At 56.3% G+C, this 13,354-nt stretch carries 10 protein-coding genes; 5 read left to right on the plus strand and 5 right to left on the minus strand.

Annotated features, from left to right (window positions below):
• Nucleotides 1-32: 32 nt before the first annotated feature.
• The 5 genes from brxC to NA619_RS00665 form a co-directional block, all read right to left on the minus strand.
• Nucleotides 33-3,497, minus strand: coding sequence for a BREX system P-loop protein BrxC (gene brxC / locus NA619_RS00645; RefSeq protein WP_255958979.1), 3,465 nt, complete (start codon nt 3,495-3,497; stop codon nt 33-35).
• A gap of 22 nt (nt 3,498-3,519) precedes the next feature.
• Entirely contained in the window at nt 3,520-4,065 is a 546-nt protein-coding gene (locus NA619_RS00650; RefSeq protein ID WP_255958982.1) for a DUF1788 domain-containing protein, read from the minus strand.
• Nucleotides 4,058-4,837 (minus strand): hypothetical protein, encoded by a 780-nt coding sequence (locus NA619_RS00655; RefSeq protein WP_255958983.1) that lies wholly within the window; start codon nt 4,835-4,837, stop codon nt 4,058-4,060. Before NA619_RS00655 ends, NA619_RS00650 begins: the two co-directional genes overlap by 8 nt.
• Before the next feature lie 478 nt (nt 4,838-5,315).
• A complete protein-coding gene (locus NA619_RS00660; protein ID WP_255958985.1) occupies nt 5,316-6,326 on the minus strand; it encodes a competence protein CoiA family protein in 1,011 nt (336 codons plus the stop codon).
• 78 nt (nt 6,327-6,404) lie between these two features.
• Nucleotides 6,405-8,540: a nuclease-related domain-containing protein gene (locus tag NA619_RS00665; protein WP_255958986.1), complete on the minus strand. Its 2,136-nt coding sequence runs from the start codon at nt 8,538-8,540 to the stop codon at nt 6,405-6,407.
• A gap of 345 nt (nt 8,541-8,885) precedes the next feature.
• Between NA619_RS00665 and NA619_RS25175 the strand changes: the two genes are divergently transcribed.
• The 5 genes from NA619_RS25175 (at nt 8,886) to radC (ending at nt 12,719) form a co-directional block, all read left to right on the plus strand.
• Entirely contained in the window at nt 8,886-9,101 is a 216-nt protein-coding gene (locus tag NA619_RS25175) for a hypothetical protein (RefSeq protein WP_003285516.1), read from the plus strand.
• A gap of 59 nt (nt 9,102-9,160) precedes the next feature.
• Nucleotides 9,161-10,129: a DUF932 domain-containing protein gene (locus NA619_RS00675; RefSeq protein WP_255958988.1), complete on the plus strand. Its 969-nt coding sequence runs from the start codon at nt 9,161-9,163 to the stop codon at nt 10,127-10,129.
• Nucleotides 10,130-10,201: 72 nt separating this feature from the next.
• Nucleotides 10,202-11,206, plus strand: coding sequence for a YqaJ viral recombinase family protein (locus tag NA619_RS00680; protein ID WP_255958990.1), 1,005 nt, complete (start codon nt 10,202-10,204; stop codon nt 11,204-11,206).
• A gap of 83 nt (nt 11,207-11,289) precedes the next feature.
• Nucleotides 11,290-12,192: a hydrolase or metal-binding protein gene (locus NA619_RS00685; protein WP_255958992.1), complete on the plus strand. Its 903-nt coding sequence runs from the start codon at nt 11,290-11,292 to the stop codon at nt 12,190-12,192.
• Nucleotides 12,193-12,221: 29 nt separating this feature from the next.
• Nucleotides 12,222-12,719, plus strand: coding sequence for a RadC family protein (radC, locus tag NA619_RS00690; protein ID WP_132833223.1), 498 nt, complete (start codon nt 12,222-12,224; stop codon nt 12,717-12,719).
• The last annotated feature ends 635 nt before the right edge of the window (nt 12,720-13,354 follow it).

Genomic DNA, 13,354 nt, shown 5'->3' on the forward strand with positions numbered 1-13,354 from the left:
CCACCCTACAGGCCACTATGCTGCGGGTGTAATCAGACCATCACGGGGCCTTCCGCCAGCTTGGCCAGCAGCTGAGCCTCGATTTCCGTCAACCATTGGCGTAGCTGCGCTTCGTTTTCGAAGGTGCGCTTGGGCAAGCTGACATGCTGAACCTTGGGTTGCAGCAGCTTGACCGCTTCCTGGCGGGCGCTTTCAAACTTGGCAGCCAGGCTATCTTTGCGATCAGTCCATTGTTCCAGGCTGGTGGTTTCCAGACTATCGATGACTTCTTCGCGGCTGCCGAGGTGAAGTCCTTCAGGCACAATCAGGCCGCGGCGAGTAAGCAGCTCACTCTGCTGAGCAGCGGAGAGCTGCTGCCAGTGACTATCAGCCGCCAGCTCTGCCTGACGCTTTTGGTATTCGGTTTGGAAGGCGCGGAAGTGGTGGTTGATCGCCTCACGCAACTGGCTGACAGTGGTGCTGATCAGGCTCTCGAGCGGATTGGGCTCGGCCAATAGGCTGCGATTGCTCTTGATGGCATCCACTTCGCCACTGAGCTTCTCACCGAAGGCCAGCCCCTTGCTGAGCCGCAGTAGGGCTTGCAGCAGGTCCCAATCACTGCGGCGAGAACGCAGCTGCTCGCCCAGGCTGCGCCAGGTGTCAAGCAGCGGCTTGATGGCATCCTTGTTATCCAGCACCAACTTGAGCTGGGTATTGCCACTTTCCTTGGCGATATCATCAATCAAGCTGGCGTCCGGACGCGCAGGCGCCGGCGCCTCACCGCCTGCCGCATGGTGCAGCTCGCGAGCCAGGTTGATCAGTGCAGGCAAACGGGCCTGCTCTTCACCAGGCGGACAGTCGATACCCAATGAGCTGATCAGGCCACGAATCTTGATCAGATCCACAGGGCGAATTGTCACCGTCTCCGGACGGAAGGTGCTCTGGGTGAGTTTCTGACGTTCCAGGCTTTGTGCCGTCAGCGCATTACCGCTGGCATCGGTCGCACGCAGTACACCTGCTGCAACCAGGGCGAACAACGCACCATCGATAGTGTCCTGCTGCCAGCCGTAGGGGGCTGCAGCAAACTGATCGCGGATCTCGTTGCCTTTCTTGGAGGGGCCGATGTAACGCAGGAGCGAGGCACATACCGGGTGCTTTTCGGTATCGCCACTGAAACCCACAGCTTCCAGGGCGTTCTGACCACCGTCTTTACGGGCACGGTCGTAGACCTTGGCCCAATGCGGACTGTCGGCCATATCGAATTCGCGGTACAGGCGTACCACGGAAGCTTGAGCGGCAGTTTGAATGCGCTCGGCAATACTATTGCCGTCGACTTCCGCACCGCCGGCTTGCAGCACTTGCACACCCGAAAGGATTTCCTTAAGAAGCTGGTCGACCTGCTTCTGTGCATCGCGCTGACGGGTTTCCATGGCCTTACGAGCATCATTGCCCGCTTCGGTATTGGGCATGCCGCGCAGGCTCAGGGTCGCATCAGCGGCTTCCTGGTGGATGATGGCGTTGTTCAACTCGGAACGGTTTCGCGCCAGGATATAGAGGTAAAGCGTCGGCAGATCCGGGTTGGCTTTACGCGCCTCAGCCAGAAAGGATGATTCGTTCAGGCTCCAGCCATCCTGTACCCAGAGGTAGATTTTCTGGTTGGCATCTTTGGGCACTTCTGCATCGAAGCAGGCGATTACCTGGCGGTTTTCTTTGCACACGCCTTGGGTTACACGGACCTTGGCCAGTTCGGACTTGATCTGCTTGTGCAGCAGGTCGATCCGGAAGTTCTCAACACGCTGCATGTTGCCGCGCAGGTCGGCCTCCTGCTGGCGGAAGGTGTCGTACCACTGGGCGCTTTCTTGGGTTTGTAGGCGGTACTCGACACCGGCACTGGTCTCCATGGCCATCAGTTGACCATTCTTGGCCATGGCCTCCAGTTGAACGGGGATGCGCGCGCGCAGCTCGTCTTTGCCCTGGTTGAGGTTGTCTATCAGAAGGTCGGCCAGCATGTCGGCGGTGGCGCGTACACCACAGTCGGCAATCGAGTCTGTCGGCAGCTTGCCAATTAGCAGAATCAGCGAGAGCAGACGCGACTGCAGTTGCTGGTCGTCATTACCAGCGGACAGCTCGGCAATGCGCTCGTAGTCCTCCTTAGAGATGACGCCGGTCTGCAACAGATTGGGCGCGATCTGCTGGTAGATAAAGTCGCCGGGGACGATATTGCCTAACTCTTTTTCGGCCGTGGCCTTGGCGGCCTCATGGATGACTTTGAGCTGGTTACGCAGCTGCGAAACAGTGCCGGTGGTATCGACAATACGCAGCACCTTCTCCCAGAAGCGGCGACGCACAGGCAATAGCGGGTAGTCGGCCAGCATAACCTTCTCGTCATCTTGGTGATACTCCACCTTGGTGCCCCGCAGATGACGAGAGATTTCGCCCAGGTGCTTGGTCAGAAGCGCCTGCAGCCCGGCACGAGCGCTCTCGACCTTCTGCAGAATGACCTTACGAATGACCGACTCCACATCGGTGTCGCTAAGCATGATAGGAATCTGGAAACGGCCCATCAGGCGCATCAAATTTGGCATACCGGACAGCGCATTCTGGCCGGTCGCAATGAACAACAGACGATTACCGAAAGCCGAGTGTTTACAGCAGGTCTCAACGACCTCCTGGATCATGTGTGCACGGTCTACATCGTTACCCACGTATTGCTGGACTTCGTCGAGCACGACCAGAGTTAGCGGGAACTGGCCGTCACGGTCCAGAGCATCTGCAATGGCCTGAACCATTTGATCGTTGGTCACATCGGTGACTGTCGGGAATTGACCTTTGAGCAGTTGATGCACGCCCTGAGCGTCATTGGCCATATCTGGGTAGGCCGCGAGCAAGGCATTAGCAATTAATGGCGAGACGTACAGCTTGCTCAGCTCACGCTCCCAGGGTTTGCCGGCATCTGCTACTGTCTGTTTAACGGCATCGAAGTAGCCTTGCTCTTTCAGCCAGAGGACAAAACGAGCCTGGTGGTACTGCTCCGGCAGGCCCGCCGACTTGAAGATGATGCCCAACAGTGCGAGGCGCACATTGTTGTTCGCACCAGCACCGAGCGTGCCGGATGCAGCATGCAGGCCTCCATAGCGACGCGACTGAATGCTCAGCTCTTTGAATGCGTCTGCAACGTTCTGCGGCAGGTTGGCAATATGGCGCGCAGTAAGGCCGTCCGGGAAAGCCTGGTCGACCCACAGGGTGCGCAGCATCTTGGCCATGTGCGACTTACCCGAACCGAAGAAGCCGCTGATCCATACACCCGGCTGCTCATGATTGCTGCCCAGGTTGCGCAGGTAGGTGGACAGGATCTTGTCCATACCAGCCTGGTACTCACCTTCACAGACGAACGTCTTGAGCTCATAACGAAGGGTGTTGAGCGCCTGCTCGGACAGATCGTCCTTCACTTCGGCGACCCCGTTGTTGGCCAGGCGGTTTTCCAGCGGATCGTTCAGGTAGATTTCGCGGTTAAGCATTTCAGTCCCTTAAGCAAAACAGTCAGTTGTCAGCCGTCAACGGCGTGGCGTGGTAACCCCAGCCGTCACGGGCGTCCAATAAGCGATAGGTGTTGTCGATGTACTCGCCAGGAAAGAGCACCAGCATCCTACCGGGCACATGTGCAGAGAGCGCTTTGACGAAGCCCGCGACTGAGCCGAAACCAAACAAGGCACCGCTGCCAATCAGCGCTACGAGGGTGTTCTCGTTAGCTTGGTCACCCAGCTGCTGCTCCAGTCGATCTAGAAGGTCCTGAATGAAATCGGGGTAGTTACCGATCAGATCGCTGGGGTCAGTGAAATAGGCATCCCGGTACTCTTCTGCAGCCATCCACTCGGGAAATGCATTGGTGATATCCAGCGCCAGCCAGGGGTGGCCTGCGCCTTCCGTGGCCACTTTGAATTCTTCGATTCGCGCACGCAGCTTGAGCTCGTCTTCCTTGTGATAAACGGCAAATAGAACGCGCTGCTCATCTGCCAGCCCCGCTTGCCAAGGCAGGCCGATATGGCGAGCGTAGTTTTTGATGAGCTTATTGAGGCGACTACTCATAGAGCCAGGCCTTCTCAGTAGCGGTGAGGAAGTCGGGGAACCCAATTTCAATGACTTCACCCGATTGTTTGAATGTGATCAGCCCACGCAAGGACGCCGTACGTGCAAGCTCTGTCAGGCGTTCAAATCGACAATCCAGCAGCTTGCACCACTCACTGGAAAACAGGCGCTGCCCGCTCAAACCGTTGAGGTAGGCCTGAAACAGGGCATAGGCGACGTTCACCTCGGTTACCTGTGGCTGCGCCCTACTCTTCTTGACACGCCCACGGAGAAACCCGGCTTGAGTCCAGCTGCCGTTGATGTTCTGCGCATATGACTTGAGCGACGCGGGACTGAATCGATTGGGATCTTGAGCAGCCAATGCCGCCTCAGTTTGTTCCCGCCGCAGAGGCTCACCAGGCTGTAGCTCCAACATCAGCGGAACAGACACGCGGAACAGCGGATCACGAGCTGCAGCGAGTTGGAGCGCGAGCAAAGGCTGCGCCTCTACGCGAACATCCCAAAGCTGGCGAAAAACGCGAAACAGTGGGATATCGGGCGACAGGCCATAGAGATCAACCAGGTGCTCAGCCGTTAGCTTGCGCGCTCGACTGGTGGGCTTGTCCAGGCAGTTCAGCTCCGTGATTTGCTCACGATACTGCGGGCGGCTATCGCTGGACAGCGTGCTGGCGAAAAGCCGGCGCAACTCCGGCAACATCATGGTGCGGGAGTCATGCGCTCCGCTTCTGCCGAACTTGAAGCCGAAATTGATCAGAGACTGCTGATTGGTCATGGCATCCCTTATGAATTCCTAGCCCACAGCACCCGCTGAGCGGGTTTGAGGGACGGAATGATCTGCAAAGCTGCCATTATCTCTGACTATCCAGTGTCGGTCTTGCGTCAATCCGTTAATCGTCAGGCTTGATATCAGCTCGACATCAGCCCACATCCTGCCTAATCAGGCAGTAATTGTCATTTTCAACCGTTCAAGCTGCTTCGTGTTGCCGCCGACGCCTGTGGTGGTGAACTGGCGCTTCGACAAGCCGGTGGAAGGCACCCGATTGCCCTTCCCCTGCGCTATGACAACCCATCCTGTTTGAGTAGGCATCCATTCCAGTGGCTCTATCCAGCCCATACAGTGGGCTTGCCGCAGGATATGTCGCCAAACTGGTCACACCAATGATGTACTTTTATACAGGTCAAGTTTTCAGACAGGTTGACGGAAGCGAGTCGCAGAAGTTGGTGCAGGTGCAGGCTGTGCCTATCAAGATCTAAACAGCGTTCCGATACCGCTCGCAATTGGCCGCCTCGTTAGATCCGCAAGCCTTTTTAAACGTCTTGCAGAAAATTGGAAGGCCCTTTAGGGCATCGTAACTTTCCGCGTGATAGCGGCAGAGATAGCAGTTCTTAATTGGTACGTTTCGGTTTGCCGCGAGCTCAACCTGTTCGATAAATAAACGTCCACCCTCGGCCTGGTTTTCAAAAGGAGACTTTGCTCCCGCATTGGAGAAAAATAAATTACTATAGATAAGCCTATCTGATTTACGCGCTTTTGAATGCACGACTCTCAACTCGTTAAATTCCAGATTGGCTTTGCCACTCTCGTAAACAAAAAATGCGTAACACTTCTTGACTGCGCATTTGCACTCGGAGTCAGTGATAGCTTCTGTTGTATGATTAAAACCAATAAACAGGGCGTCGTTTGCCGACAAGCTCGATTTTCTAATTTTATTGATATCTTCTTCTGTCTCTATAGGTATCTCAATTACTCGATTTCCAGAGCTTTCTTTTCGCTCCGACATGAAATGAGTATGAGCTATTTCAATGTATATTTTTTCAGAAGGCCTGGATTCGCTAGAAATCAACACATCTGGAACAAATTGACCATCCCGCTTTTCAACCTGAATGTTGTGAAAGTATTCCGTCAGGTCATATTCCTTCTCAACACAACCCAGATCACAAGTAGTCATTATCGCTGGGTGAAATTTGCGGCATACCTTCGTAGCCGCCAGCTTAATTACAAATGGCTCACCAGCCTCCAGACACCTCGTGTATACATCAACAAACGTCGCTTTACCGAGCTTATGCAAGTATGTTTCGCCGCTGCACTCCACCTGCGCTTTATGAGCAAAGTGCGGACGCACCTTCTCTCCGTTAACCCTTGCGATCAGCGGGTTTTCACAACCTAGACAGGTGAACTTTTCACTTATGACCTTTCCGGCGATGTCGTCTGCACATATGGTCTGGCCATTTTCATTTAATGCGTAGCGGTATTTTATCATCCATGAACCCGATCAAACATATAAGTAGCAATTATAGATCCGAGGCAGAAGAAGCAAGCCGCTGCATAACGCAGGCACCTATAGTTCTTTCCACACTTCACTTTGCTCGATTATCCGTGCAAATGCCGACGCACTAAACCCTTCCGGATAAAGCGTGGCCACCTCATTCGCGCCCTGTTTATCTAGCGCCTTCAGGTAATGAAGCTCGTCACGAAGAGCCACTTCAATGACTTCGCGCGAAACGATACGAAAGCCATCAACCACCTCGCCATCAAATTCGATCGAAGTATCAACTACCCAACTATGCAAGGTGGGCAGCGGATCGGGCGCAGCAAGCCCCAACGCCGCACGTAAGCCTAGGTCATGTTGCAGTGCTTGCCGCACCGCCACACTTTTACGCCTTAACTGCCTGGCAGCCTTGCGTAGCGTATTTGTGCGGTGTAACCAGACCTCCTGTGGGGTGCAGCGAATAAATCCTGACTTCACTTCAAGCAAAAGAATTACACCAGCCAGGCACGCCAACAGATCAATCTCGCCAGCATCCTGCGCGTCCACCCGTCGAGGCTCGTAGCCCACCACGACGTGGAACCCGCGCTGCCGAAGAGAATGGGCGAGATCTTGCTCAATCCTTTCTGTTTCGCTGCGCAGCAGCGACCGACGCTGCTCGACTCGCCTTAGATTGTTTACAGCAGCCGACAGGGAGTTTTGCCGGCCAGCCACCCAAGGGAACTGAAAGCTGTAACGACCTATCTTGTAAAATGGCTTCTCCGATAGCCTTGGCGTTGGCAAATTCGGGGTTTGCTTCACTTGCTCTGATAGTGTCTGGAGATCACTGGTCCAAAACTGCAAGATCGCCTTCGCTGCTTCAGGATCCCCATCGGGGTAATCATCGCTAACCGTCCATGCGCGGATCCGCTGAATTTTTTCTGGCTGCTCCGACCAGGTCATGGGAAAGCGATTCTCGCCATGTAGCAGACCCTCAAAGGCCAAACGCCCAAGCGCTGCTACGGGATCACCCAACTCATCCAAGTAACGCTGATAAGGCTGCAGGTAGGCTTGTTCGAAAAACGCTCTGGTCAGCTCACTCGCCAACATTGCGTGGGACAACGTCACTTCAGCTCCGTTGTTCAACCTTACGCGCTCTCCAAGCCCGAAAACCACTTGCAGATAAAGCTGGCTGCGTATGGTCTTGATGTAGGCGAGCTGGTTAGCCTCATGGTTGTCGGCACTACCGATCAGCTTTCCGGCAAGTTCAGAAGCGGCAAAGGCCTCAATCGCGCGGTGCATCCAGTAGCACCACAACAGCTGGCTTTTCTGTTCGGTACGCTGCCAGCGCAACGCACCCTTATTCGTTCTGTTGATTACGATCGGGCTCCCTGACCTGAGCTGGTAATCGCATTCACTGTCAAAGCAGAACCGGTCTATGGACCGTTCACATTCGATGAGCTCACGCACTGCTACAACCATCTCGCTGACGACATCCAGATTGGCAGCGCATTCCGCACCCTCGCCCCGCTGTGGAAAGAGCATGGGGGACAGGTGCCGTTTCAGCGATCGGCCAAGCACATCCGTAGAAAGCCGGAAATCCGATTCGGTACACGTTCTCAACTTGCGCTGGATGATTCGCTCATAGGCAACCCACTCCATTGCGGCAGGATCATCCCCTGCGTCTTCCAGACGGAAATAAGCTAACACGCTGAGATAGGACAGCAGCTCCAGCAGCGACAGGGAATTGAGGCGCCTCTCGGCATCCAGGATTGCCTGATCGAATGGCTCAAGCCGCACCATCAGGCGGTCACAGACATCTATGAACGTCTGCCATTGCAGGCCCACGCAACTCTTGCGCAGGTGGACCCAGAGTGGCGAATCCCTGCGCGTAAACAACTTTGAATAGCGGACGGCCCATCGCAGCTGATCTGCGTTGTGCGTGGCCAGATGACTCAGCAAATCGATATCGATCACGTCATCAAAGTGGAGCACCCGTGCCAGTGCCAGACTGGCCTGGTCGGCCTCGGTTACTGCAGCTGACGCCCACCAAAACTGTGCGGACGCCAAGCCAGCTGCACGGCTACGTGAACTGTACTTCCCGCTTGGTCGCTGATCCAAAAAATCGTGCAGGCACTCATTGAGTGCTTCGCCAGGGGTATAGCACTGCAAATATTTGGCGAATTGGTCTTGGTAGTACTGCTGGCAACGTTTATCAGAGTCACGCACGTGCTTATCCCTGCCTGCCCCAGGAAGGGCCTATGTCCTTTTGGATGGCTCACGTTATCTCACGAACATCATGTGCCATTACCGATTCGAGCATACAGCTCTAACATCAAGGCCGCTGTCACGCTACAGGATTCAAAAAATTTTCAGCCCTGTATTACCTACTGGAAGCCGGGCACAAAAAGCTCGTCTCTACCTCGGGGTATTTTCTCTTGAACAGGAGTCTGAATGATGAGTATTTGCTGTCCTTCCTGCGGTTCTCTTCGCGTTGTTGTTCGCAATCATGGTCGCAAAGTCGGTGGCGCTATTGGCGCCGTTGGCGGCACGGCGAGCGGAGCAGCAGGCGCTATGGCTGGTGCAAAAAGCGGCGCGCTTATAGGGGCTTTCGCTGGCCCCGTGGGTATTACGCTGGGTAGCCTGGCTGGCGCGATTCTGGGCGGCCTGGCAGGTGGAACAGCCGGGGGGCTGGCCGGCGCCAAGATGGGTGAAGAGTTCGATTCTCACGTACTCGACAACTATGAATGTCATCACTGCGGTACTGCTTTTACACAAAACGAGCGATGAATTCGTCTTGCCGGCAAATGAAACGTTATTACGTATAAACACGTAGAAGGAGTATTGCAATGGCTCATCTCGTTGAAACAATGGCCTACGCTGGCGCTACCCCCTGGCATGGCCTGGGCAACAACCTGCCGCAGAAACAACCTATCGAGGTCTGGCAGCGTGAAGCCGGTATGGATTGGCAGATCCTGGAAAGCCCCGTTCATTTCAAATCGGACAGCATCGGCCATCTAGGCGCAATTCATTCCTACCCGGAACAGAAGGTGCTCTATCGCTCGGATACCAAGGCACCGCTGTCTGTTGTCTCCAAGCGTTATCACACCGTGCAGCCTCGGGAGGTTTTGGAGTTTTACCGGGATCTCACCGAGGTCTCGGGATATGAGCTGGAAACCGCTGGCGTGCTCAAGGGTGGTCGCAAGTTCTGGGCATTGGCGCGCACCGGACAAGGCACAGCAATCAAGGGTAACGACCAGGTCAACGGTTACCTGCTGTTGGCTACATCGTGCGACGGCACCCTGGCCACAACCGCAACGCCGACCACGGTGCGCGTGGTCTGTAATAACACCCTGACCATCGCCTTGGACGGTACAAGTCGAGCCATCAAGGTGCCGCACAACACCCGCTTCGATCCGACGGTGGTGAAGAAGCAGCTCGGCATCGCCGTCTCGCAATGGGACGACTTCATGTATCGCATGCGCCATCTGGCTGAACGCAAGGTGCAGTGGCATGAGGCAATGGGCTTCTTCCTGAACGTTATGTGCGAGGTCAACCCAACCGGCCAGCTACCCGAACAACTGCCCAATGAACGCGCCCTGCGCAAGGTACAGGAGCTGTACGAAGGCCGTGGCCGAGGCAGTCAGCTGGAATCGGCAAAAGGCACCGCCTGGGGCCTGCTCAATGCCGTGACCGAGTACGTCGATCACGAGCGTCGGGCACGCAGCACCGAATACCGCCTCGACTCGGCCTGGTTTGGCCAGGGAGCGCAGATCAAGCAACGTGCTCTGGACGCGGCTCTACAGCTCGCCGCTTAACCCTCATTTCAACCTTATCGCCCGGTCAGCTTCGCGCTGGTCGGGCTTTTTTATGCCCGTAAGGTGAACAGCATGAAAGCGACTTCATTGAACCGCAGCACCAACAAACCCCGGTCAGCCCTTCGCCTGATCAGTACGAAGGAATTGCCCCGCGAAGAGTGGCTGGAAGTACGCAAACGAGGCATCGGTAGCTCGGATGCCGCGGCATCCGTTGGCCTCAACCCCTACAAGTCGCAGCTGGAACTGTGGCTCGAAAAAACGGGACGTGACACTGGACTGCCGAAAACCGACCCCGACGATGAAGAAAGCGCGATGTACTGGGGCAACGTCCTTGAGCCGATTGTGGCCTGGCACTACAGCAAGCGCACCGGCAACAAGGTTCGCCGCATCAACGCTGTGCTGCAGCATCCGGACCCTGACCTGCCTTGGATGCTGGCAAACATCGATCGCGAGGTAATCGGTGCCGACGATGTACAAATTCTCGAATGCAAGACTGCCGGCATAAACGGGGCACGCCTCTGGAAAGAAGGGGTACCCGAGTATGTGCAACTGCAGGTGATGCACCAGCTCGCCGTCACCGGCAAGCTGGCTGCGGATGTGGCGGTTGTGCTCGGCGGTCAGCACCTGGAGATCCATCGCATCGAGCGCGACGAAGAGATGATCGCTCGCTTGATCGAGTTGGAGCGCACGTTCTGGAGATACGTCGAAACCGACACGCCGCCACCCGCAGATGGGACAGCGTCCGCTGGATCTGCGCTGCGCTGCCTGTATCCAGAGGACGATGGCCAGACGGTGGACTTCAGGGACCAGCCCGGACTGTCAGCTGAATTCGTCGAGCTCAAGGCGCTGCGTCAATCCATCGAAGAGAAGCACGCCCGCGAGGCACAGCTCAAGCAGATGCTTCAGCAAGCGATGGGCGAAGCGACGAGGGCCGAGTTTGCTAACGGCTACGTCAGCTGGAGAAAGGCCAAAGACAGCATCGGCTTCGATGTGGCCCGACTGCTCAGGGACAGGCCTCATCTGCGAGACAAATATTCACTCATCAAGCCCGGCGCCCGACGCTTCCTAATCGGCTGATTACCCCTATCGCTTCCCTCCCATGGCCAGCCCATGCAGTTAGCGCTGCCTGGCTGGCCTTTTTTCGTTTCAGGAGAACCACCATGCTCAAAGGTCTGGCTATCACCCCGCCGGTGCTCGGGCGGATTTCGATTGGCAAGGTCATCGAGAAGAACGGCAAGCGCCTGCCGGAAAAAGATGACCAGTTCACCATAACGTCCCAAGTCCAGAACCGCGATGGCTGGCTGGTCCATCCGCTCAACGATGAGCTGCGTCATGGTAAGGACGACAAGCTGCGCAGTATCCCGGTCCGCCTGTTGTTCAACGAACCGGAGCTGAACTTTCGCGCTGACTACTCACTGTTTGACCGGCAGACCGGCCGCCCAGTGTGCGTCGGTAACGGAGAGACCTGCAAACGGGTCACCCAGGACGGCATTCAGTCCCTGCCCTGCCCTTCACCAGATGCCTGCTCGCTGGCCAGGGGCGGTGCTTGCAAGCCCTATGGCCGGCTGAACGTGGTGATTGGCGATGAGGATCTGTTGGGTAGCTTCGTCTTCCGCACCACCGGCTTCAACAGCATCCGCACCCTGGCCGCACGCCTTCATTACTTCCAGGCCATCTCCGGAAACCGCCTGGCCTGCCTGCCGCTGGAACTGCGACTTCGTGGCAAGTCCACCCGGCAGAGCCACGGCACACCGATCTTCTACACCGACCTGACCGTACGCAGCGGAATGGACATGACCGAGGCGCTGCGTACCGCAACTGAGCTCGATCAACAGCGGCAAGAGGCGGGCTTCGATCAGAACGCGCTGGACGAAGCGGCAAGGCGCGGCTTCGGCAACGGTGCCTTCGAGGACAACGAGGAAGACGTCAGCGCCATCGTCCAGGAATTCTTCCCCATCGAGAGCGCCCACGAACAGCCGCTCTCCAAAGCCACATCGCACCCCTCGGGCAAACCCAGCCTGGCTGAAAAGCTGGAAGCCAAGCACCAAACCCTGAATGCCTAAGACTGGCCACCCGGCCCATGGAGCTGAATATGCGATTGCACAAAATCAAGGCCGGTGAGACCGCTGGCACCTACCTGATCGAGTCGCCAGTCACTGAAGCCGACATCCTGTTGATGGCCAAACAGCTGGCCAGCCAGCGCTTGCGTCGGGGACGGCAACTTACAGCGCCACAGGACGTATTCAGCCACCTGCAGACGCTGCTTGAAGCGTATGAATACGAAGTCTTTGCCCTGCTGATGCTGGATTGTAAGCACCGGGTCATTGCGTTTCACGAGCTGTTCCGGGGCACCTTGGACGGAGCAAGCGTCTATCCCAGGGAGGTCGTCAAAATCGCGTTGGAGCACAACGCCGCTGCCATGATCCTGGTACACAACCACCCATCCGGCGACCCCGAACCCAGCCAGGCGGACCGCACGTTGACCAACAAACTAAAGGAGGCGCTGAATCTGGTCGGTGTGAGAACGCTCGATCACATCGTGGTGGGTCACGAAGGCTGTGTGTCGCTGGCGGAACAGGGATGCTTGTAGGCATCCGCTAAGGCTGCGGCGCAGCACCGTTAAGCGGTTCGTAGAGCAATTAAAAAGCGTGGGCAGCCCTGGGCTGTCCGCGCATGTTGCTTACTACTTTTTTTTGTCCATTGCGTATGAGCTTCGCACCGCTGACGCCCGCGTCGAGCTATATACAGACAATGCTTATCTTTTGAGCAAAAACAAACGGCCCTTGTATCGCTACAGGGCCGCAGAAGGGCGGGGTCCAATTCCTCATACCGCTCCGAGCGGTTTGTCCGAGTTTCGTCCTGAAACCATGCGAGTCCTTCGCGTACAGCCACATCGGGAGCAACCCGAGCTTAATGACCGCCGCCTGATTTATCGGCGGGGACGGACAAAGTCAGGCATGGACCTATCGGAGTCACGATAGTGGCAAAAGTTCATCACTCTGAGCCCTTTTTGACATCAGACTAATCAGCGCGCGGCGGGTGGTCGACCGTAAACTGGCAAAGAGGTCTGTGGGTCATCAGGCTGGTTCAACACCCTTTGCAAAATTACCGCAGCGTCGCGCCTATCGGCAGGTGCCGCAAACATAAAAGCCAACCTCGACGTGGACACCACACAACCCGGTCTTCCTGTTTCGGCCACGAGTTCAACCCAAGCACGATTAAGCT

Origin of the sequence: Stutzerimonas stutzeri (genome assembly GCF_024448895.1) — a bacterium.
Lineage (GTDB): Bacteria > Pseudomonadota > Gammaproteobacteria > Pseudomonadales > Pseudomonadaceae > Stutzerimonas > Stutzerimonas stutzeri_Q.